This is a genomic window from Mycobacterium senriense (assembly GCF_019668465.1).
Classification (GTDB): domain Bacteria; phylum Actinomycetota; class Actinomycetes; order Mycobacteriales; family Mycobacteriaceae; genus Mycobacterium; species Mycobacterium senriense.
Genome location: NZ_AP024828.1, coordinates 1650355 through 1672751, shown reverse-complemented (window position 1 = coordinate 1672751; position 22397 = coordinate 1650355). Strand labels below are relative to the sequence as shown.

The window sequence follows — 22397 nt, the reverse complement described above, 5'->3', positions numbered from 1 at the left end:
TAAAATCCTCCGTTCTCAGGACTCGATGAACCCAGAGTCGACATAGGCCTGACGGATCGGCTGTTTCAACTCCTCGGGGAACGCGGTCTGTGGCGGCCGGGCCGGGTGGTCGCCGATGGGGAGTCCAAGCAGCGAGGCGCCGAATTTGAACCCGGCTCCCCAGTGCGTGAACATTCCGGGGCGGGCAGGATGGGACTGGTAACGGCGGCTCGCCTCACGCATGGCGGTCAAACCGGTCTCGGCCGCGAAGGCGTCAGCACCCTCGAAATCGCCTTGCACCAGCAGTGCTCGCCACTCGCTGAACAGCAGCGCGCCCCGCTTCTCGTAGAGATAGAGCGCCGACCCCAGGGCTCCGGGGTGGGGTATCCCCAACCGGATACCGGCCTCGTCGGCTGCTTCCCATAACACCATTTCCGGGGCCAGCTGATGGATCGCGAGGCTGTGCTGCGCGTCAAGCAGCCCGTTCTTCAGTCCGCACAATGCGGGGATCTCACGGTAGAGCTCGACACATTCCTCGGGGGTTAATACCAGCCCTGTCGAATGGGAGTTGAAGAAGCCCAGCGGCATGTCGGTGCGATCGGCGACGTAGCGCAGGTATTCCAGGACGCCAGGCTTGCCGGAGCACTCGAAATAGGGTGTCAGTATGTAGCAGATGTCGGCCCCCAGCTCTTGGGCGTTCAGCGTGAGCTCGACAGCCTGCTTGGCGGTGTCGGTGCTTGACATCACCTGCACCAGGGCGCCGGGTTTGACTCGTCGGGCCTCCTCGATGGCGACCCGGACTACTTCTTTGAGTTCCTCGGTGGTCAGTGACCAGAATTCGGCGATGCCGCCGGTCAGCCAAATACCGTCCTGGTCCAGCTCGACCAGGCAGTGCCGTACCAATGCGCGCAGCGCCCCGTAGTCGATTTCGTCGCCGTCGAGACCGCAGAACGGAGTGTAGAGCGAACTGCAGTTGCCCCACAGGTGCTCCGACGCCCAGTCCTTCGCCTCTTTGCCAGTGACACCTGTGGCCACAACCGACTCCTTCTGCACTATTGCCGGACGCGAGTTTCTCGGGCCAGGTGATGACTATGACGTACGCGTCATGGTAGAACGATATGTGCGTCAGGTGCAAGGAACAGGTGCATCGATGATGCACCGTGGTCCGCGGATTTCGATAGGGCCGTAGCTGGCCAGCATGAGGAGCTTGATGTCGCAGAGCATGGAGGGCCGAGTCGCCGTGATCGCCGGCTCATCGATGGGCGTCGGGCGTGCCACCGCGATTCGCCTTGCGCAGGACGGCGCCACAGTGGTGTTGCTGGCCCGCCGCAAATTGCTTCTCGACGAGGTCGTCGAGATCATCGGGACCAGTGCCGTCCCGATCGTCACCGACATCACCAACAGCCACGACGTGCAGGCCGCGTTCGATCAGATCGCGACGCAGTTCGGCCGCATCGATGTCCTGATTAACTCCGCTGGTGCCAGCCGGATTCGACTGATCGAAGAGGCCAGCGACGACGATATTGCCGTCACGATCAACACCAACCTGGTGGCTCCGATTTACACCACGCGCTCGGCCATTCCGCTGCTGCGCGCGGCCGGCGGCGGCGACATCATGAACATCTCCTCGGAAATCACCCTCGACGACATGCCCATGATGACCCTCTACGCCGCCACCAAGCACGGTCTGAACGGTTTCACCGGAGCCATGAGTAAGGAGCTGCGACGAGAGGGCATCAGGGTCACCCTGGTCGTTCTCGGCGCGGTCGACGATACGGGCATCCACGAGAACTTCGGCCCGGGCGATCTCGAGAAGGCCTGGCCGCTGTGGGAAGCCGACGGCTACCTGACCCGAATGAGCGGCACCAAGCGTCTCACCCCGGGCACCGTTGCCGATGTGCTGCACGACGTCATCACCCGGCCCCGCGAAGTGATGATGGACGTGGTCCACGTCCGTCCGGCAAGCAGCTGACCCGCCACCGACGCGAATGGCTCAGTCCGGGCCGAAAACTGAAACTGCAAAGGAGACAAAGTGATTCGACCGATGGACGGCGTCCGGGTGTTGGAGGTGGCACAGTTCACCTTCGTCCCCGCCGCGGGTGCGGTCTTGGCCGACTGGGGCGCCGACGTCATCAAGGTCGAACACGCCGAAAAGGGTGACGCCCAGCGCGGGCTGAGCGCTCTGATGGGCATGCCGGTCGGCAGCGGGTCCTTCGCTCCCCTGATGGAACACCCCAATCGGGGCAAACGCAGTCTCGGATTGGCGCTGGAGGAGGCCGGGGCGCTGGAGGTTTTGCACGAACTGATCCGGACCAGCGACGTCTTCCTGACCAACTTCCTGCCCGCAGCACGCCGGCGGTTGGGCATCGAACTCGACGACGTCCGCAAGATCAACCCCGACATCATCTACGTCCGCGGATCCGGCTTCGGCAACAGCGGCCCCGACAGCGAAAAGGGTGGGTACGACAGCACCGCCTTCTGGGCACGAGCCGGCAGCGCGGTGGGGACCACCCCGGTGGACTACGGCGGCCTGTGCAAGATGCCTGCCGGGGCCTACGGAGATTCGCTAGGCGGAATGACCATTGCCGGGGGAATCGCCGCAGCTTTGTTCGCGCGGCAGCGCACCGGCGAGACTTCTGTCATTGATGTGTCCCTGCTCGGGGTCGGCGCCTGGGCCAACGCGCTCCCGGTGGGTTTCGCACTGTTGGAGGGCGGCCCTCCTGAGCCCCGCCCAGCAAGCAATTCGGCGCCGACAAACCCGCTGGTCGGCAACTACCGGACTGCGGACGACCGTTGGCTCGTTTTGGCCATGCTGCAGCCCGGGCGGTACTGGCCAGAGTTCTGTCGGCACATCGGCCGCGAGGACCTCATCACCGACGAGCGATTCGCCACCGCCGAGGCATTGATGGGCAATGCGGCGGTGGCGGCAGAGATCGTGCAAGAGGTACTCGCCGCTCGGCCCCTTACCGAATGGGTCACCCGGTTCGCCGGCATGGAAGGCCAGTGGGCGATCGCGCAAGATCCGTGGGAAGTGGGCCAGGACGCGGCGTTGCGGGCTAATGGACTTATCGCAGAAGTGCTCGACGTTGAGGGCACTACGCGGGAACTGGTCGCCAACCCAGTCCAGTTCGATGAGAAACCGGTACAGCTCAAGCGCGCACCGCAATTCGCTGAGCACACCGACGACATTCTGCGGGCGCTCGGCAAATCGGACGACGAACTGATCGAGCTCAAGGTCAGTGGAGCGGTGACGTGAGGACTAGCGCTCGGTTGCTACGCGAAGGATCGCCGCCGAGCAGAAAGCCCACAGATCATCGACACTGGTCGACCGCCCGCCGGACAGTACCGCGGAGTGCGACGTCGCCAGCAGGAGCTCCTGGAGCAGGGCAGCCTGGGTGGCCAGCGGCACGTCGTCGCGGAGCAAGCCCGCGTCGGCAACCTCTTCGAGCAACTCAACGATGAAGGAGTGCAACGGTTCCAGAGCGTAGGTGAGGTCATTGGGGCGCGACTCGGCCAGGCGCAGGTGCAGGACACTGAGCCCGCGCGCCAGTCGGGCCGGCATCGCGGTGATCTCGGACAGCGCCTCCATCAAAGCCCGCAATCGCTGCACGGGATCGGGGATGTCCTCACACCGCTCACGGATCATCGGCATCGCCGTAGTCCGCAGAATCGTCTCGTACACCGCCAAGAGCAGGCTGTCCTTGCCGTCGAAAAAGGTGTAGAACGTCCGCTGCGACATGCTGGACTTGTCGACGACGTCCTGGATGGTGAAGTCGCTTTCGTCTCGCTCACCGAGGAGCTCTATCGCTGCCGAGACGAAACGGTCGCTGCGAGCCTGGGCACGCGCGCGAGCGTTGCGTAGCGACCGATCGACGCTATCCCGCTGCCAACTCGGCACGGGCGCATCCCCCGGCTGATGAACTTTCTTCGCCTTCAGCTCAGTTGACCGCGCCATGACGCTCCGCTCTCTCAAGGTCGACTTCGGCCAGGAAGTCACCGATGACTCCCCTGACGGTATCTGGGCACTTCTGATGGGCCGAATGCGCCGCGCCCGCGATCTCTACAAATCGGGCCCGGGGATTGACTTGTGCGAACCGTCGACCCTGCTGCTGACGTGTGAGTTCGTCCCGCTCGCCTGCCATCAAAAGAATCGGGCACGCGATGCCAGCCAACGTGTCATCGGACAATTCGGGCCAGGACACACTGTCCTCGTGCATCGCTGTGACCAGGTCGCGCCAGTGCTCGGGACCATGGGCGGCTTCATGCAGGCGTCGTAGCGCGAAGGGCCACGTCCGGTGCAGATGCTCCAGCCGCGGAGCTCGGTAGTCGCTGGGACGTCCGGTACCAGGGGAGATGAGGATTAGAGATCGGGCCGTTCCCGGTTTGTCCAGCTCTAAGGTCAGGGCGATCTCCGCGCCATACGAGAAACCCACGACGTGCGGGCGCCCCAGGTCCAGGCGGTCAATGAGATAGCTCAGGTCGGAGCGGACGGCGGTCCCCGTCGTGGCCGTCGGCCGGAATTCCGACCGGCCGTGGCCGCGCAGGTCGGGCAGGATGCAGCGGTAGCCGGGTCCTAGGGCGCTGGCCAGGCCAGCCCACTCGAATTCACCCGTTGCGGTGGCACCATGGACGAACAAGATCGGCTGAGGCCCGTCGCCGACCACTGTATAGGCCAACGTCAGCCCGTCGTGTTGATAGGTGAAGGCGCGAGGCGCGCCCGCTTCCTCAGTCATCCACGCCCCGGAACAACATGGTTCTCGGCCACCGGCAGACAAGAGCTCCGTTCGAAGACCGATGACTCCAATTGCGCCTTCATTTGTCGCCCCTGTGCGCTCGGATTATGTCTACCAAATTCTTGCATGACGCCTATCACGTTCTACCAGTGTGAAACGCTTAGGTGCCACCTCGTGAGATTAACATGCTCAGACCTAGCCGCGCCCAGCGGCTTGTGATTGTCACCGCAACTCAACTCCAGGCAATGGATTTGAGTTCGGTGAACTCCTCGATTCCGTGGTGACCCCACTCCCTGCCAATGCCACTCTGCTTGAACCCGCCGAAGACACCGGTAATGCCCACCCCGCCCGGCTGATCGGCCGACCAGCCTGGACCCGAGCTTCCGAGGGCCTCGGCGTTGACGGTGGGCGACCCCACTGTCTGCACCGAGACGTTTCCGGCCCGGATCCGACGGGCGACGTTGAAGCCGCGCGCGGTATTACCGGCGATGACGCCGCCACCGAGTCCGTAAATCGAATCGTTGGCGATGCGAATTGCTTCGTCTTCGGTCTTGTAGGTGATTGCGGTGAGGACCGGGCCGAAAATCTCCTCCTGCGCAATCCGCATGTCGTTGCGGGCGTTGATGAAAAGCGTCGGCTCGTAGAAGAACCCCTTGGCCAGGTGCGCGGGCCGCTTGCCGCCGAAGACCAGCTCGGCTCCCTCATCGAGACCGGCCTGCACGTATGCCTCGACTCGGGCTCGCTGCTGTTCTCGGATCAACGGACCGATCAGCGTGTCAGGCTCCCGGGGATCGCCGACCTTGAGCGACGCCGCCGACTTCCTGGCTCCCTCGACGTACGCGTCGAGCAGGTGCTCGGGGAGCAGCATCCTGGTCTGGATGGCACAGCCCTGCCCGGCGTGAATCATCGAGCTGATGATGCCCATGTTGGCGACATGGTCTTCGGGGACGTCGTCCAAGACAATGCACGCACTTTTGCCGCCGAGCTCGAGCTGCAGGCGCTTGACCGTAGGGGCTGCGGCCGCCATGATCGCCCGCCCGGTGGCGGTCGAGCCGGTGAAAGTGACCATGTCCACCAGCGGGTGGGTGGTCATCTCCGCGCCGGCCTCGGGGCCACCCGCGATGACGTTGAACACGCCCGGCGGAAGGTCGGCATCCTGGGCCGCTTTGGCGATTTCGAAGGCGTCCAGGGGAGTCCACTGGTGCGGTTTGAGCACCACGGTGCAGCCGGCCGCCAAAGCTGGCAGGACCTTCACGATGTTGAGGAAGAACGGAAAGTTGAACGGCGTGATCGCGGCCACCACACCAACCGGCTCCCGGACGACCGCGTGTCCCGCCATCCCAGTTGGACCCCCGGCCGGCGGCGACACTTCGGTCCAGCGCACCGCGAGTTCCATGGCCTCCGCAATCCACTCGGCGATGTCAATCGTTCCGCGCACCTGGATGATGTCGGCGAGGAAGCCAACCGACCCGGACTCGGTCATCACCAGCTTCTTGAGGAAATCGTGGCGCTCATCAAGGATGGCAGCGAATCTGCGTAGGACCTTGGCCCGATCTCGCGGCGACGTCCGTGGCCAGGGCCCGTCGTCGAACGCCCGCCGGGCAGCCAAGATCGCCGCGTGGGTGGCCTTAAGACCCGCATCGGGAGCCGAGCCGATGACCTCCTCGGTGGCCGGGTCGACGACTTCGATGACCCCCACCGTGTCGTCCGCCGTCCAAGCGCCGTCGATGAACATCTCGTCGTAATCCCAACGGTCACCCACCCCGTACTACCTCCAACTCGCCTAAATTTGACGCCCGTCGCACCACCGAGCAGGCCTCCATGTCACAGGACGCTAGCAGCCTATCCCCAATAGGAGAACGCTATCTTCCTATAACAGCACCTGTTATATCGTTATTTGGACAGACGATACTCTCAAAGACGCCGGAGGAACGATGGAAGACGTACTGGGATATGCGGGACGCCACGTGGTTGTAACCGGCGCCGCATCAGGCATGGGCGCTGCGACCGCCTCAATTCTGCTCAACCTGGGGGCGAGAGTCACCGCGCTCGACGTGCGCCCCACGGACCTTCCCGTCAACCGGGTGGTCGAGGTGGACCTGCGCGATCGCGGATCCATCGAGCGGGGAGCCGAAGCCATTGAGGGGCCGGTGGATGCCTATTTCGGCTGCGCGGGCCTGCCTGGACCGCCGTTCTCCGGCCTCGACGTGCTACTGGTCAACTTCGTCGGGGCGCGGCATCTAGTGAACCTGGTCCTGCCCAAGATTCCGCCCGGCGGGGCGATCGCCGTCGTCGCATCCAATGCCGCAATGGGGTGGCAACTGGAGCTCGAACAGCTGATGGAACTGGTGTCCACAGACGGCTTCGACGAGGGCAAGCGGTTGTGCGAAGCCAATGACGAGATGGGGGCCGTTGGCGCATACCCGTTTTCGAAAAAGGCGATCAACGCCTGGGTTGGCTCCCGGGCCGCCACGCTGATCACCGATGGCATCCGGCTCAACTGCATCAACCCAGGCCCCACGGAGACCGCGATGCTGCCCCACTTCGTGGAATTCGCGGGGCAGAACATCATCGATGCGTTCGTCGGCCCGATTCGGCGGCGCTCAACCGCCGAGGAACAGGCGTGGCCGCTGATCTTCCTCAACAGCCCCCGATCCAGCTACATCAACGGCGAAGCACTGGTGACCGATGGCGGATTCTTCGGCGCCGTGCAGTCCGGCCAGCTCGACCTCAGCAAAGTGTTCGCCGCCCCGGACACCGCTTCGGCTGGGTCCTAACGTTCGGTGCCGCATCGAGTCATCCTGTGGGATGTGGGCAACGCCCCGAGGGCACACCTTGCGCTTCCTGCTCGAAGATCCGCCTTTCGACGTCGTCGGGGTGTGGGTGAAACACGCCCAGAATATCGGGCACACGACCCACCGCCGATGATCCCTCAATAACCGTCATCGAGGCGGTATCAGGCAAGTCCTCGCCGCGCAGTGTGGTGATGTGCCCGATCAAGCTGCGCGCCCCGTCGTCGACCACCTCGCGGACTTCGACGGACATGCCCTACACCCGGCGGTAGACCCCTCCGAGGTCCGTTCGCAGTAGACGACGTGCGCGCCTACCCGATGCCGCGGGCGTCACAACAATCGTGTCGGCCGGATCCTAGATGCTGCCGTCGCACCGGGCATCAGAGTCATTCGAGGAGAACGCAAGTATAGGCCGACGTGTTGCCGTGCAAGCACGCCTCCGCGGGTCGGTTTGCCTGGCAGTCGAGATTCAGAAATGGGCGCGGTGCCCCGCAACGGCCGTCGCGTCAGCCAATCAGCCCGCCCCCTCAGCACCGGAGCGAAAATAATTCTGTGCCGATAATGACCAACTACGTCGCCGACCGGACCTCGTCATTCGCTACTTCCCGACTAGCAGGACCCGGGTGTAGGTGCCACCGCGCGCGGCCGCGGCCCCTATCTAGGTGCGCAGCTTGTTTCCACGGCTGAGGCACCTTCGGTGCGGTGGACCCGCCATAGCGCGCCGGTGTAGTCGGCAATGTGGTGGCTTCCCTGCTGAGTGTTCGGGGGCCCGTTCGTGGCGCGTTCGGTGGGCCGTAGGTTCACCAGCGCCCGAGGTCGGCGATGAATCCGGCAACTAGCGCCGGGTCGCCGCCGCCGGCCAGGTGCTCGATCGCGGTGCGGTCGTCGAAGTCGGGCTGCGGGGTGTGCATGAATATATCCAGAACCGCGGGGGTGATGCCCCGTGGTATCGCGCGCACGATCGTGTCCAAGCCTGGGAGCAGTTCGTCACCTAGGAACTGCCAGCGCGGGATGCGTCGGCTTCCTTGAAGATCGAAGGCCCATAACGCTTTTCCAGTGATGCGCCGCGCCACCCGGGAGCGGTCGACGCCGAGCATCGCGGCGGCTTCCTTGATGCTGACCGATCCTGAGAGCGCGCTGCTGAGTTGGCGCACCGCAATGTGGGCGCGGGTCCGACGTTCGTCATCGGCCGACCAGGCGTCGATCACGGATGCTGCCTGGGGTTCGACGCGCATGCGCAGGAAATCCACTTCTGTCGCCGACAGGGTGGTTGCCCAGGGGATGGCCGCAAAGGCGGAGTCCAGCTCGTCCAGGACCTCGTCGACGGTCAGATCAATCTGATGTTTAGCCAACAGCACATTAAGCGCGCGACCCGTCGACTCATCCACCCTGCACAGGGTAGCGCGGCGATGCGGGGATGTGTGTGGATGTGATCGGACGTTGCATGTCTGGGTCCTCCCTGAGCCGTCACAGCCTCGTATGTAATCCAGGGTTGGGATTTACATGTCCAGCCTGCTCACCGTCTGGGGCTACGTCGACAGCGGCGAGCGCTGCCGGTGCGCATGTCAGCAACGGCTACCCGAATCCACGTTCAGCCAGAACGGCTGACTAGCAATGCGTTTCGCGGCACGATCGAAATCCGCCACCATCAAGCGAGACAGCTCCAGGCGTGACTCGTATCCGACGTGGGCACGCTCAGTTGCGCACCAATAAAGTCCCGAATAGTTGCGCTGACCCAAATACCACGGAAGTGTCCGCCACGGTCTACCTCTCGCCACAGCGTCAGCATCAAGCTCAGGCCAATCGACCACGATCTCCGAGCCGCCTAAAGTCTTATACGATGCGTGTATGTAATCGCGGGAGAGTTTTTTCATCAACGACACCATCCATTCCAAGCAACTTCGGCTTGTTGATGGCGCGCGCAGCTTGACCAGGCATGGAAGCGTCGTGGTGAATTTGTGATGCTTTTGCAGATAGAGCGCAATATGGTGGTCGCTTTCCAAGGCACTAGAAAGCAAAGCGGTTATGTCCACGAATTCCAGAGTCAGCTGGCCACGAATCCGGAACCACGGCGTCCGGCGCCTAGATTCTAAAGCACAAAAAATGCAAACAAATCTAAAGCGCACGAAAGGTGGACAGGGTAATATGCAATCCATGGCACCAGATACAAGCGCCATTCAGGTGCCGGCCCCAATTCACGACAAGCTCGCTGCGCAGGCTCGCCAGCGCGGCATCTCGATCGCGGCTCTCCTCGAAGACCTAGCTGAACAGGCTGAGCGACAAGCCGCATTCGCGAGCTGAGCGCACAGCCACCATGGCCGACACGGACAGGTCCGGGATCCAAGACGAGGACCTGAATTGGGACACCTACCACAGGTGATGGCATTCAGTGACACCCGGCGCGCGGCGCTTCGGCTGGTTACACACGGAGCAGACCGACCTGGGAAACCAAGTGAAACGCCGCCCGGCAGCGTCGCCGGCAACGCTCGTCGGAACCAGCTTCTTAAAGCAATTCGGGGCAGAAATAATTCAGCAAGACGTTGCAACACCGAGAATTGGCTCGGGCCCCACAGCGCGGCGCTCGTTGCCCGAAACTTCAACTCCGTTCCAAGGATCCGCATACACCGAAGGGCCGGGTTAGCTCTTTTTGAAGTTGCTGATGCACGCTTCTGCCGGTCTCGGCGAACAACGACTCCTGGGATCCTCGAGGACTTTGCGACGAATTACAAGACTTCCCCGTATTCGCGAGCACGGCGAGCACAAATCCAACCTTGATCCGATACAGGCGGTATCAAGCCCTACTAATTCGGGGCCATCGTTGATCACCCGACGCTCGGATAGCTCATCGACAAAACCCGAGCAACCTGGATCCAGCCACCCATCGGATGACGTAGATGTCGGAAACTACGTCGAATAGCCAATCACTCCGGTCGGTTTAGAGGCGAAGTCACCACATTCAATTCGGAGGGCTACGGTCCTCCAGCGACAATCGGCATTATCCATGAAATTAGTCTGCATATTGCAGCAGATGAAGCCCGATCAGCTGCGCGGAAACGGGTCAGCATTCAGGGCGCCTCCCCTAGCTGCACCTTCACCTTCTCGCCGCGTCACGACAGGGGCGACACCGACGGAATCGGATATGCAGCCTTACCGGTAAAATACGCCGCCTTTCCTATTACGTTGTGTAGCAGGGTATTTCAGTTAGGGCTCGATAGGCTCCACACCAATGAAAGCCGCTAGATCGGCCACGTCGCGGTGTCCGTCGTAGGCCCGAAGCAGCTCGATATACCGCGTCTTGTCAAGGTCCCAGTCGTACTGCAACTGGGTGGGATTCTGAGCTGCCGCGAACACGAGGTCAGCGAGAAACCTTGTGGTGCGCCCATTTCCGTCCACGAAAGGATGGATTCGCACGGTTTCGGCATGCACGACGATACCCAATTGCCGAGGCGTCCAGTCCTCGGTTCGTTCCCACCGGTAAGCAATAGTGTCGAGCGCGTTTCGCAGCTTAACGGCAATCTGCTCAGGCGCGACGCCGATGTTGAGCTCTAATCGCCGCCACCGACCGGCCCAGTTCCATACCGGGCCGAACAGTCGCGCATGGAGACCGCGCACGAAGTAGTCGCTGAGAAGCTCATTGAGCGGCAACGAGCCGTCGAGCGCCGACGGCATCAGTTCATCGAACAGCCGATCCTGAAGACCCTGTTCGAGATCATAGACGGCAGCGCGCGTGACCGGCTTGTCCAGGACCTCGACGACCTCCGGGAGCAGGGCAGTGAGTTCGTCATGCGGAAGTGGAGTCTCACCGTAGCCCGGCGTCAGCGGCATCAGCGCTTAGGTGACTGCTGCTTCGCGATGTAGGCCTTCACGCTGGCCGACCGGCTGTAACCAGCGGGAACCACCCTGCCTTCCAACTTGGCCGAGGCCTTCGTGGCGCGCATCCCCGCCTTCTTGACGGCAGCCGTTGACACGACCACCTTCTTAGGTGTCCGACGTTCCACAGCTGCACCTCCTCAAACTCAAAGCCTTGGCTCATCCTACCGGCCGACCGTGGCCTTCAACCAGGCCGTTTACGGCTCGCTGCCCGATTCCGAAGTCACAGACGGACCCACTGGTTTTAACAGCGCTACTTCGCGCACACAACGATCGTGTGGAACACCGCGGCAGCGTGGTTGATCCGGAACCACCGGCATGGTGTGTCGGTCTGAGCTGCAACAATCGTGCCCGCCGCATCCTCAACTCGGCGACAGGGGTCTTGAATGTCGGCTCAACGCGACCTACGCCCGGTTCTTCCGGTCGCTGAACTACGACTACATTCACGCTTCATCGGAGACCTACCCGCCCCGGGTGGCCTTAGCCGTTATCGCGTAAGGGATGACGCCCGTTGAGCGGGCGGCGGTGTTCCCTTGCCGAGACGCATGCGTTCAGCTTCGTCGATGACGTCGGGGAACGCTTGTTGGAGCGCGATGCTCGCATCATCGCTGGGCGCGCAGTAGTAGCGCAGGGCACCGAATTCCTCTTTGACTCGATGGTCGACGTAGTCGGATCAATGGCGGTCGGCCGTTCATCGGGGTTGGAGACGATCGGGTACCAGCTGGCGTCGTGGCTGATCCAGCGGCCCCAGCCGTCGGGGATTCTGCGCAGGATGCGCTCCAGCACTTCAACGTACCGGCCAAGCATCGGGCGGGACGCACGAGGTGTTGCACACGTCTCGGGGTCGATGTCGCAGAAGATAACGCGGCTGAGTGCGGCGTGCATGTCCTCTGTGGCCGCGGTGCCGTCGCAGACACGCTCTGCCTTTTCGCTCAGGTCGGAGGTCGCGGCCCGCCAAAGCATCTTCTGCGCATCGGTGAGCTCAGGGAGGTCGTGCTCCTCGCTGATCTAGAGGTACATCCCTTCAGGAATCGTGGGGCGGTAGCGCCCGCTGCCCACCTCCGCCAAAAGCGTTGCGGTGCTAACGCGTCTGTCATGACCGGCCAGCACGGCACGGCGCACGATCTCACGGATGTCGCTGCCGCTGGTGCGCTCGGGAAGCGCCGCCACCACACCCGCACAGTCGACCGCGCGGCCGCCAGGCAGATCACGGATCAGCGCCGCCAAAATCCGGGCGGAATCAGTTGGGTTCGGATAGCCGACTTCGACGATGGAGTCGAACCGCCCGGTGCGAATGGCCGCCTGGTCCAAAGTGGCGGCGTCGTTGGTGGACGCCAGCGTCAGGATGCGGGCGTCGGGCTGAATGTCCATGGCCTGCAACAATTCCGACAACCCGGCACCGCCGGTGCTGCGGTCTCGGCACCACAGGTCAATGTCTTCGAGCACGAGCAGCACCGGGCCGCCGAGGTGCTGCGCTTCCTCCACGACGGCGCTGAGCAGCTGGGTACCGGCTTTGGCCTCGAGGTAGATAACGGTGAATTCCCCGACGACCTCGCAAGCCACGACGGCGCTCACGGCCGATTTCCCGGTGCCTGGCGGACCGCACAACAGCACACCACGGCGCGCACCGAGGCTGTGGGCGTTGAGCAGGTCGTGGCGGTCTCGCACCGCGCGGACGCCGAGATCGATTTCAGTCCACACCTGGTCGGCGACAATGACGTTCTCTCGGGTCGCGGTCGAGGGCAAGTCGATGACGGTCAATGTCAGTCCGGCGGTGTGGGTGGCGCGCACCGCGTGGCCCCGGTAAGGATTGAGCTCGTTGGCGCGTTCAGCGAGCCCGTCCAAAAGCACGCGGGCGCGGTCCTGGTTGGCCGGCGCCACGTAGGCGCTCACACCGACCGACCGCAGCATGCTCTGCCGGCCCTGCAGGGCGATCACACACCCGGCATCGTCGAGCAGCGTCCCTGCGGGAAAATACACCCGCAAACATAGCGGGTGGCGGTAGTCCTGACCGCCGATCCGGGTCTGCGTCCACCTCGGCGGGTCGGCGTACTCACCGGGACCGACCTGACAAACCCGCGCATACTTATCGATCCACTCGGCCAGCGCCAGCGCGACGGTGAACCACGACAACGGGTTAAGGCCGCGTTCCTCGTCAACCAGTTGCCCGCAGCCCGCCACTCCCAGACAGCGGGCGGTGAACTGATCGGCGTTCACCGGTTTCTCGGCGCCACTGTGCTCAGCGACACCGACCAGCAGCTCGCCCAGGGCGCGCAGCGCGGGCCGCACACCACCGTCGACGCTCTCCAGCCACGTGCCGACGTCGGTAATAGGTCGCCGATGCGCCTCCGCGCCGCCCGCAGGCTCCGCGGTCAGGTCGCTCAGTTCGTCCTCAGTTCGGTTCATCGCCTCATTCATCATGTCGGAAAAAGGGCAGTCGAACAGCATCGCACCCACCGAGTCTGTCGTCAACCTTGTCTTCCAGCAAGCGCTGATTCAGCTTGCCACGCAGCACCATCCACACGGAACGCATTGCGGCCCACCCCGCAAACGCTGAAGGTCGACCCGCTCCACTGACCCAACCAATTGAGGCGACACCACGGCGCGCTCATGCCATCCTCGATGGCATGGATGAAGAATCCAAGGAGCTTTATGTCGCCGACTTCTCTAACACTCCCGGAGCCGCCGACCACCAGAAGCAGCTCGAACGCGCCCGCATCGAAGCACGCCAACGTTACCGCGACCACCTGACCACAGTGTTCGACCTGCACGGCACCGCCGACCCCGACGTGCTCGCCGACGTCACCCTCGATGCACTCACCGTCTGGCGCTACATCGACACCGGTGAACGCTGCCGGTGCTCGTGTCACCCACGGGCTGCCCGAAACCGACCTGCACGACTACGGATTCGCCTGCCCCTGTGCCCGCACTCCCCAAGACCGCCGCCGCGCCTGGGGGGAATGGCGCAACGACATCAAAGCCTTCTGGGAATCACCAGCGGGCCAACAGATCACCGCCGATGAACAGGCCGCCGAAGCCGCCCTCCAAGCCTGGCTGGCGACACAGCACGAGGTCGTCGTGAGCAGCCACGGCGGACTGGCACCTGAGCAGTGGGACGGCGCCGTGGACGGCCACAGCTTCTACTTCCGCGAGCGCCACGGTGAGTGGCGCATCGAACTCGACCTGCAGCCCAGTGGCCGTTTCGCCCGCACTATCGCCGGCACCCACACCGACGGCACAATCCACTACAAGGATAAAGAGCTAGACGAAGGCGACGTAATCGCCCACGGCACAACCGATGACGACGGCTACGGCACCACGCCCGTTGAGCGGGCACAGTTCATCATCGACACCATCCGTATCCACCTCGCCCGCCAGGCCTGCACACTGCACCGCGACGATCTGTCCTCGATCGAAGCATTGCTCGGCACCAACGTCACCTGGTGTCCTGCCTGTGGAACTCGCCTGCCCAACCCGTGACCGCGCGGCCACGGGACAGGGCAAAAGCGACGACATTTCGCTGCGGCCGAAACAGCCGCGACGAGGTCAAATCCTTCAGATCCACGGGATCTAGCAGCCGAACCGCCGCGCCTCAATACCGTCGAGATCCGCAGCGAGGCAGTCTTTATCGTCGTAAGCCCTTAACTCTCCATCGATCAGCGCCACCCGGTACGGCGCGCCGCTGTCCAGGCTGTCATCCGCTGCAGCGATCAGATAGGTCACCTCGTGGCCACGATTCGCCGCAGAAGCCGGCCACTCATAGACATCGCCCGCCCAACTACGTTCAACCAGCATCCAGCCGCGGTCAATCAACAGTTTGTCGAGGTTCGCGTCGACGGCTCGGCGAGCGTCGCAAGTCCTTGGGTGAGCCTGGCAACCCGCGTCATTCCGCCCGAGCTGGCGCGCTCTGCGCCGCGCGGCTTTGCGTCGGCGATTCGCTGTTTTCACAATCTGCTGTCCGCCGCCGCGCCCATACCGTCGCATTCTGCGTCTTCCCCGCGTCGAGCCCCACTCTGCAACAGGAAGAACCTCCGAACGTCGTCGTAAAACCCTACTAGTAGGGCTAGCAAGCGTATCTGCACTATAGCCATCGGAAGGGCGATTTCGCGCTCAACCCCGGCCGGGCGGAAGTGACCTCGTTGGCCAAAGGAAAGGCGTCGTCCTTGCCGCCCAAGAACCACACCGCTCGCTCAACACATTTTGGCCGAGACACCGTTTTGCGGATCACCCACCTGTCCCGCACCCGCGGCCAGGGTGTCACATCGGACCGGGGCAGCGAATCGACCAGGCGGCCACACATCGGGTGAGCGGGGCTGAGCCATCACGGCATCCTGACCGACTTAGAAAAAGGGTGGTTTTGCGTGGCCGACGGTTCGCAGTTGAACTGCGGTTCGCCGAACCTGGCCGGGTCGCATCGCTGATCGCTCTCAGCGAATGCCTTCGAGGAGATCAACGGCCGGTACGCCCAATGCCTTGGCGATGTCGAAGAGCCGCTCATGCAGTATTCCCCGGCGGCCATGCTCGACATCCATCAACACGTTGCGCGAGACCCCCGACAGCTGCGCCAGTTGTTCCTGAGTTAAGCCGCGCTCGATACGCAAGCGTTGGATCCGTGTCCCGACCATCCGACGTCGGCGCTCCCATGCGGCGACGCGCTTGGGGTCGTTTTGACTGGGGCGCGTCGGCACGCAATCCAGTACTCACGCTCAAACCCTAGAAGTCAGCCCTACTAGTAGGGCTTTCTGTGGATGGTACGGCGATCGGGTCTTTTCCCGCCCTCGCCGCACCGTCCCGTTGGACACGGCGAAGTTGTTCCGCATCGAGAGGTGTGCGATGCGATCGCGGCCGGCAGCACTTAGCGATGACAGATCCTTACGGGCCGCGGGGGCGCCGCCGAGCCGGGTTGCCCTTGCGACCCCGGAGGCCCTGACCCCTACCTGGGCGGCTAGCGGTGGCGAACCACTTGCCGTTGACGTGGCCTTGCGCTTGTGATCGACCCGGCGCGCCGGCGTCTGTCGTCGCAGATTGGCCACACGCCCGACTCACTCCTAATGCCCTACTAGTAGTACATTGCGTTGGTGGGGGTACTCCTCGATGCCGACCTCTGGGTGTCGTTTTGACCGCACCAGTCGTCGGTGAGGGCACTGAACTGTGCCGCCGTGGGTCTTCGTACCGACGCGGTGCCGCATCGCTGGAACTGTAGGCGGAGCCTGCTGTGGTTACACGAGGCCTGCTGCCGAGTCGACCAGCCTTGGACGAGCGGGAATCCCTTGACAGCTTCCTGGAACGGCTCGCTATCGCCAACGGCTTGTCACCACCTCAGCTGCTGCGGCTTCTTACCGTGGCTGAGCATTTCGGCTCCCCCAGTGCGGCTTTCATGATGATCAAACCGGATCCTTTGATCATCAGCAGGATCGCCAGGTTGAGTGGCGTCGATGAGGCTTCCGTTGCCCATGCCACCCTCCTGCGGTTCGACGACGGGTTGCCGCTGTATCTCGACGGGCTGGATCCTCTTCGTCGGCACACCTTCCGGCACGTGGTGACCCAGGGCTGGTTTCCCCAGTGCGGCTCGCAGGCGTGCCCGCTGTGCTTGGTCGAGGACGGCATCTGGGCGGTGGAATGGCGACTGCCTCTTGCCGCGACGTGTCCTCGCCACGGGGTCTTCCTGACGACGCACTGCAGTGGTTGCGGTCATCGATTCCGCACTCACCGCTATTCGCCGTTGCGCCCCCTGGCCGGCCCGCAACAGTTATGCGCGAACCCTGTCGGCCTACGCAATCCATGCAGGCAATCGGTGCTTAGACACGTTCCAGAGTCAGCTCCACCACAGGTGCTCAGCACCGCAACAATCTTGGCCGAAGCGCTGGCCGGCGAGACCGTGCCGATGCTAGGCAGGCGCGTTGACCCTCGACTCTTCCTCGCTGAGATACGGCATGTCGCAACCTTGTTGCTTCACCTGCTGTCGCGGCCAGACGGACCGCAGGTAAGGAACTGGGCCGAGGTTCTCCACGCCGAAGCCCGTGAGCGCACAACAAACCTTCGCGGGCCACGCTGGGGAATCAGCCCACCCAAGAGTGCGGTGGTCCGAGGGCACGTTCTCACCGATGCTGCCGACATCCTTCAGCAGATACACATTGAAGGCGCCGCTACCCGCCTGTGCCCCTGGCTGGGTCTGATCGCCGAGGCGAAAAACGGCCCATGCGCGTGGTTAGTGAATCGCACGACACGCACACCGACGATGGAGCGGCTCATCAATACCGCAGCTAGGCAGCGTCACCACGTCGGGCGACGCCTTCAGAAGGTTCGTCGCAGTGAATTGCTTCAAGGCTCGGCCATTCCACAACTGATCGACACCGACATCTACCACGCATGTTTTGACGAGATGCTCGGTGGATACGAATGGACGGGCAGATTGTATGTGTCACTGTGCATGGTCAGACTCGTGGCAGACGTGGCCAATTGGTCGGATGCCGCAGTAAGAATCGGTCTGGCTCCCGCGATCGGTGCCCGCGCCGCCCGCGCATCCAGCGCCCGATTGCGGGTCACTCCAAAGGTATTCGCCGACGCCGTCAACACCGCGATGGACATGCTCTCGTGCAGTCGCAATTTCCGCGAGCATGAGGCTCGGGTCCGCGCACTGACCCGAGACCCCGGCGGTTGGTTCGAAACTTGGCGGACGACGACGACACCGCATCGGCGGCCCACTTCGTCGCCCTACGCGATCACCTGGATGTGGTGCGAGGTGGCTCAAGGCTTACTCGATGTCAGCCCTGCCTGGCCAGCGCCGCCTACCCCGCGGATCAAGGCGACCTACCGCGTGTTCCGCGATCGCCTTCCGGAGCCGGCGCGCGCGGCGCTGCGCTCGCTTGTGCTCGACCAGTCGTCGCCACATCATTCCGTGGAATAGCTGGTTAACGTCCTCGCGGCTCCCGCGCCTCCGCGCCTGGGCCCCGGTGAGCCACCGCCATGTGCACTACTCCAGTCGTGGTTGACGAGGAGGTGCGATCGGGGCAGCGGTCACTGGACCATCGCCGTGACTTTCGTGCTGGCGTTGCCCAGCTTTTCAGCTGGGTACCAGACGTTGTTCCTCTGCACGTTTGCTCAACATCACGACGTTGAGATGCCGGAGCAGGATCCTGTGGGTGCCATCAGTGATTGCCCCGATCGTCGCCTCGCAGAGCAGCGCTTTGAGGTCTCCGAGGTAGCCCTGCGTGCGGTGATAGAGCTCGGCCGCAAGCTTGGTGTGCAGCTCGTTCGGCCGACTTCGCGGCAGATGAGGCAGCAGCAGCTTCTCGAAATCACGCACGATCACTTGCCAACCGATCCGATCGGCGTCGAGATCGTCGATCTCGTACGGCCCGAACCGATTCAGCCGGAGACGGGCCGCGATTTGTGAGTCATGCACTAGGTCTCGGGCTTCGAGATCGGCACCGATGAGAACAAGTGTGACGCCGATCTGACCAAGACGTGTATTGAGGTGCTTGATATGGTCGAGCACGTCGCGTCCCGATTTCCAGTTCGTCTTGAGCAGGTGAACGTCATCGATAATGACGATCTGTGTTCGGTGTCTTCGAACCGCGTCCATCGCCGCCATCGATATGTCGCGTTTTGCTCCCTCGGCCGACAGGTTGAAGAACCCCAGGATTGCTGCGTCGACGTCTTTGATCTGGGCAGCGGCGTCAAGGTCAATCCACACAACGGGATCCAGATCGACTTCCCACCCCGGTTTTGGGCGGATGATCGGTCGGCCATAGGGGTCCAATTCAGCGTCAGCAATCCACGCTAGGTACTTCTCGCGCGCCCAGCGCATCATCATCGTGCTCTTGCCGGCGTAGTTCGGTCCTGAGAGCGCGGGCAGGCTCTTCGCACCCGGTGGAGTCAACTTATTGATTCGAACAATGTTGTCGGCACTGTCGTAGATCGCCACCACATCGCCAGTGGGCAGAAACAGGCTCTGCAGCCATTCGGTCAAATGGTCGATATGGGCTGCCCGTTGCTGACGTGTCATTACCTTCCACTGCCGGACGGTGACCGGTTGGGGCTCTGCTGGTGGCTGCATCGTGCAGTAGTCGTGCCATAGCTGCGCATCCATGGTTTAGGCACCTTCCGGAAGCTCGGGCCACACGTCGTGCGCCGGCGATGGCCGCCGTGGGCGTGACCGCGAGGGCGGCACCTGGTCTTGATGCTGCTGCGCCTCGGCGTGATCGGCCTTGGCCTGCTCCACCCGCAACCGGGCGGCGATGAGCTTTTTGCGCAGTTTCGGTTTTGCAGGTGCCTCGGTGATCTGGGTGAGTTCGTCGAGGATCTGGCGCGTGGCGGAATCGCCATTCAAGACCAGGTTGCCGCCTCGGTGGCGTATCCGTCGACACGCGGCATCGACGATCGCCGCGGTCATGGGCGCGACGCTGCGATCCGAGCCGCGCCATTCAATGGGTTCGACTCGCTTCGTCGCGGGATCGCGAAACCAGATCCGCGAGAGATCTTGCGGATCGTAGAAGAAGGGTGCCGCGCGGTCTTCAGGTCGGAACTGCCCGACTGGCACCGAACGATAGGGCTCAAAGACTCTCAGCGAGTCGTACACCAGGTTCTTGAACTCCACACCGGCGTGGCTGATGGTCCCCCATCGAACCGGGAGGAACTGGTAGATCAGATCCGATTGTTGCGGCACATCGATTCTCCCAGTGAGTTCAGTCATCGCATCCCACATCTCGAGCGGGCACATCCTTGCCTCCTCTTCACCGGGCAGGATCAGGCCCTCATGCGCGCTGCGGTGGTAATCGAGTGCGACGAAACGACGTAAGTGATCCCGCAGCTGCGATGCGGTCAACAGGGGCTCCTCGCTAACCAGTCTGCCGCGCTCAGAGGTGTTGCGGCCCTTGTATCCCGGGATCTGCTGCAACCCACGCTGAATGGTTTCGTGCCAACGTTCCACATGTGGGTTGTCGTTGGCCTTGCCGCCGCGATTTAGCATCAGGTCGATTCCCAGGGTCGCCAGCAGCGCCCGGAAATGTTGAGAGACGAAGATTGATCCGTGGTCGCAGCGGATGGCATCCGGTAACACGGACGGGATGCCGTGCTCGCCCTGCAGAGTGCTGAAGTCCGGTGCCAGCAGGCGCTTGCCGACCCGTACGGCCACGCCGCGGAGATCGAGCTGCCCAGGTAGGCCCGCCCACCTCCACTGACTGATGGACGTACCCTCGACCAGCAATGAGAAAGGGCGGCAGATGTCGTAGAGCAGCAGCCCTGCCTCGATACCATTGGCGCTTCTGGGAACGACGCGTAGCGCGAGAACCACGCGGGTCGCGACATCGATGGCGGTGATGATCTCCACGCTGCATGCGCGGCCAGTCAGTGTGTCGTAAACGAGATTGTCGGCGCGGGTGACGTCGATGGCGACCACCTGGCCCGGGCGAATCGCCGGGTAGTGTTTTGCGCCTGAAACCTTGCGGTGCTTCCGGCTCTTTTGTGCACGCGTCGTTGCTCCTCGCTCCCGTTTGAGGGCAGCCAGGAACTGGCCGGTGATTCGCTGCGGCGCCTGGAAGTCCTTAATCCCGTTTTCCTTCAGTCGAACTCTGGTTCGGCGATCGATCTCCTGATTAGAGATAGTCGATCGGTCCCCGTCCAAGGTGTCCACTATCTGGGTGGCCACCTGACGGTATCGCTCGTCGATCAACTCCCAGGACTTGCTCTGGCGAGTACTTCGTGCATCGATCAGCGCGAGCAGGCCACGCTCTTTGAACCCGCGTACCCAGCTTCTGATCGTGACCGGGCTGTAATGCGCTGTGCTGCAATCCTCGTCCTGAATCCGACGGGGCGGTTTGCGATCGAGTTGCGCCCCGAGATTCAATTCCATGGCCATCGCACTGCAGCGCTGGCTCTCCGAAGCCCCACTCGGACCGAACGGCGGTCTCGGCTCACCAGGACGTGCCAGAGCGGGGTGGCCGTCTCGGTAACCGGTCAAGATCTCTTGAACAATTCCCAACTTGAAAAGCGCCGCCTCGCGGGCTTCGTCGCTGACGGCGTCCCACCGTGGGCGAAGCGGTTCGCAGAGTGCTGACGCTTCGCCGTTCTCAAGGATGCGGATTGAATCAATGTTCGCATAACCGGTTTTCGTTGTATCGCCGTAGGCATACTGCAAGATGACGCTGGCTGCTTCGACTTTGTCGATGACCGCGAACCCTCGATTAGTCAGTACGCGTGTTCCTTCGACCAGGTTGGTACGGCCACTAGACATGGCTCTGCTCCTTGCTCGCTACAACGGGTGTGTGCAGCGTCCACGGCACGGTCATGTCGATGTCCAATGCGCCCGTCCACATCATGTGCCAGACCACCGTTTTGAGTTCGCCTGTCCCGTCATCTGCCGAAAGAAGCGAGCCCACTGTCGTGTCGCCACATTCAGCCAGCTGCTGTATCTGTTCCTCGAAATGCGTTGCCCATGGAGGTCTGCGGCGAAATCCGTGCAGCCACAACATGTTCATTCGTTCCGTTACGGTTGTTCCGGCGAACACCGTGTAGCGCCATCCAACCCGCTGGCAGGCGCGACGGGTCACGACGCTCTTGGCCTGAAAGTCGTCGTCCTGCTTTTCTTGTGGTCGGGCATCCCATACGGTGACGCTCCCATCGATGTGCTGAGTCAATAGGTCGGGGAAGTGGGTAACCGGTTCTTCGGTATGCCATGACAACCGGAACGGTTGGGAAAATTATCCGCAAGACGGTGGAGTCACGGTCTAGCATGCGAACCAGGTCGTGCTCAAGCCCCGATTCCAGATGTACGACACCAGAATTGGTAAATGTGTAAGCCGACACTGGGATATGGCGATTACTCGCCGAAGACCGAGGGGTCCGGATCGGAGCCAGCAGGTCCAGTGGTGGAGCACCTTGGACTTGCCATAGCCATACGGTTTCCACACCGTCGCGGAAACGCAGTGTCCACTCAAGCTGCACAACGCCGTCTGCTGCGCCTTGGCCATTTTGCCGTGCATTGTTGCGACTCATCGGATTTACCTCCACCTTCGACGTAGGG

21 protein-coding genes are annotated in these 22397 nt (G+C 62.8%); 5 read left to right on the top strand and 16 right to left on the bottom strand.

The window, feature by feature from the left end; all coding sequences use genetic code 11:
• Window positions 1-15 precede the first annotated feature (15 nt).
• Window positions 16-1014 (bottom strand): dihydrodipicolinate synthase family protein, encoded by a 999-nt coding sequence (locus MTY59_RS07955; protein ID WP_231588370.1) that lies wholly within the window; start codon window positions 1012-1014, stop codon window positions 16-18.
• Between the two features lie 175 nt (window positions 1015-1189).
• Here MTY59_RS07955 and MTY59_RS07950 point away from each other — a divergent pair, with 175 nt between their 5' ends.
• Together MTY59_RS07950 and MTY59_RS07945 are read left to right on the top strand one after the other, a co-directional pair.
• On the top strand, window positions 1190-1951 hold the full coding sequence (locus MTY59_RS07950) for an SDR family oxidoreductase (protein WP_250160751.1): 762 nt from the start codon (window positions 1190-1192) through the stop codon (window positions 1949-1951).
• Window positions 1952-2023: 72 nt separating this feature from the next.
• Window positions 2024-3235 (top strand): CaiB/BaiF CoA transferase family protein, encoded by a 1212-nt coding sequence (locus tag MTY59_RS07945; protein WP_082122880.1) that lies wholly within the window; start codon window positions 2024-2026, stop codon window positions 3233-3235.
• A 3-nt stretch (window positions 3236-3238) separates the two neighbouring features.
• Here the strand turns inward: MTY59_RS07945 and MTY59_RS07940 are convergent, their stop codons facing one another.
• From MTY59_RS07940 to MTY59_RS07930, 3 genes are all read right to left on the bottom strand, one after another.
• Window positions 3239-3934 (bottom strand): TetR/AcrR family transcriptional regulator, encoded by a 696-nt coding sequence (locus MTY59_RS07940; RefSeq protein ID WP_221045179.1) that lies wholly within the window; start codon window positions 3932-3934, stop codon window positions 3239-3241.
• Complete coding sequence (locus MTY59_RS07935; RefSeq protein WP_221045178.1) at window positions 3918-4712, bottom strand: alpha/beta fold hydrolase; 795 nt, start codon at window positions 4710-4712, stop codon at window positions 3918-3920. The genes MTY59_RS07940 and MTY59_RS07935 overlap by 17 nt, the downstream gene beginning before the upstream one ends.
• A gap of 232 nt (window positions 4713-4944) precedes the next feature.
• Complete coding sequence (locus MTY59_RS07930; protein WP_221045177.1) at window positions 4945-6474, bottom strand: aldehyde dehydrogenase family protein; 1530 nt, start codon at window positions 6472-6474, stop codon at window positions 4945-4947.
• A 172-nt stretch (window positions 6475-6646) separates the two neighbouring features.
• Here MTY59_RS07930 and MTY59_RS07925 point away from each other — a divergent pair, with 172 nt between their 5' ends.
• Complete coding sequence (locus MTY59_RS07925) at window positions 6647-7489, top strand: SDR family oxidoreductase (RefSeq protein WP_221045176.1); 843 nt, start codon at window positions 6647-6649, stop codon at window positions 7487-7489.
• Between the two features lie 19 nt (window positions 7490-7508).
• Here the strand turns inward: MTY59_RS07925 and MTY59_RS07920 are convergent, their stop codons facing one another.
• From MTY59_RS07920 to MTY59_RS27265, 7 genes are all read right to left on the bottom strand, one after another.
• The gene (locus MTY59_RS07920; protein ID WP_221045175.1) at window positions 7509-7757 is read right to left on the bottom strand and encodes a hypothetical protein; all 249 of its coding nucleotides are present in this window, start codon (window positions 7755-7757) and stop codon (window positions 7509-7511) included.
• A gap of 547 nt (window positions 7758-8304) precedes the next feature.
• The gene (locus MTY59_RS07915; protein WP_221045174.1) at window positions 8305-8892 is read right to left on the bottom strand and encodes a helix-turn-helix domain-containing protein; all 588 of its coding nucleotides are present in this window, start codon (window positions 8890-8892) and stop codon (window positions 8305-8307) included.
• A 177-nt stretch (window positions 8893-9069) separates the two neighbouring features.
• Window positions 9070-9537 (bottom strand): hypothetical protein, encoded by a 468-nt coding sequence (locus MTY59_RS27920; protein WP_221045173.1) that lies wholly within the window; start codon window positions 9535-9537, stop codon window positions 9070-9072.
• Window positions 9538-10705: 1168 nt separating this feature from the next.
• Complete coding sequence (locus MTY59_RS07905) at window positions 10706-11329, bottom strand: Fic family protein (RefSeq protein WP_221045172.1); 624 nt, start codon at window positions 11327-11329, stop codon at window positions 10706-10708.
• On the bottom strand, window positions 11329-11472 hold the full coding sequence (locus MTY59_RS07900) for a hypothetical protein (RefSeq protein WP_221046693.1): 144 nt from the start codon (window positions 11470-11472) through the stop codon (window positions 11329-11331). The genes MTY59_RS07905 and MTY59_RS07900 overlap by 1 nt, the downstream gene beginning before the upstream one ends.
• Before the next feature lie 910 nt (window positions 11473-12382).
• Window positions 12383-13780, bottom strand: coding sequence for an AAA family ATPase (locus MTY59_RS07895; RefSeq protein ID WP_221045171.1), 1398 nt, complete (start codon window positions 13778-13780; stop codon window positions 12383-12385).
• A gap of 62 nt (window positions 13781-13842) precedes the next feature.
• A complete protein-coding gene (locus tag MTY59_RS27265; RefSeq protein WP_250160750.1) occupies window positions 13843-14145 on the bottom strand; it encodes a hypothetical protein in 303 nt (100 codons plus the stop codon).
• A 73-nt stretch (window positions 14146-14218) separates the two neighbouring features.
• Between MTY59_RS27265 and MTY59_RS07890 the strand changes: the two genes are divergently transcribed.
• Complete coding sequence (locus MTY59_RS07890) at window positions 14219-14854, top strand: hypothetical protein (protein WP_250160749.1); 636 nt, start codon at window positions 14219-14221, stop codon at window positions 14852-14854.
• 90 nt (window positions 14855-14944) lie between these two features.
• Here MTY59_RS07890 and MTY59_RS07885 read toward each other — a convergent pair whose 3' ends face one another.
• Together MTY59_RS07885 and MTY59_RS07880 are read right to left on the bottom strand one after the other, a co-directional pair.
• A complete protein-coding gene (locus MTY59_RS07885; RefSeq protein WP_221045170.1) occupies window positions 14945-15187 on the bottom strand; it encodes a hypothetical protein in 243 nt (80 codons plus the stop codon).
• A gap of 614 nt (window positions 15188-15801) precedes the next feature.
• Window positions 15802-16062 carry a helix-turn-helix domain-containing protein gene (locus tag MTY59_RS07880; protein ID WP_221045169.1) on the bottom strand — a complete coding sequence of 87 codons (261 nt, stop codon included), beginning with the start codon at window positions 16060-16062 and terminating at the stop codon, window positions 15802-15804.
• A 527-nt stretch (window positions 16063-16589) separates the two neighbouring features.
• On the opposite strand from MTY59_RS07880, the gene MTY59_RS07875 reads away from it, so the two are divergent.
• Window positions 16590-18281, top strand: a complete 1692-nt coding sequence (locus tag MTY59_RS07875; RefSeq protein ID WP_221045168.1) for a TniQ family protein — start codon at window positions 16590-16592, stop codon at window positions 18279-18281.
• A gap of 156 nt (window positions 18282-18437) precedes the next feature.
• Here MTY59_RS07875 and MTY59_RS07870 read toward each other — a convergent pair whose 3' ends face one another.
• Genes MTY59_RS07870 through MTY59_RS27260 form a run of 3 tightly spaced genes read right to left on the bottom strand, consistent with a single transcriptional unit; the run spans window position 18438 to window position 22056 of the window.
• The gene (locus MTY59_RS07870; RefSeq protein ID WP_221045167.1) at window positions 18438-19466 is read right to left on the bottom strand and encodes a TniB family NTP-binding protein; all 1029 of its coding nucleotides are present in this window, start codon (window positions 19464-19466) and stop codon (window positions 18438-18440) included.
• A gap of 3 nt (window positions 19467-19469) precedes the next feature.
• Entirely contained in the window at window positions 19470-21608 is a 2139-nt protein-coding gene (locus MTY59_RS07865; RefSeq protein WP_221045166.1) for an integrase, read from the bottom strand.
• Window positions 21601-22056 (bottom strand): hypothetical protein, encoded by a 456-nt coding sequence (locus tag MTY59_RS27260; protein ID WP_250160747.1) that lies wholly within the window; start codon window positions 22054-22056, stop codon window positions 21601-21603. Before MTY59_RS27260 ends, MTY59_RS07865 begins: the two co-directional genes overlap by 8 nt.
• Window positions 22057-22397 lie beyond the last annotated feature (341 nt).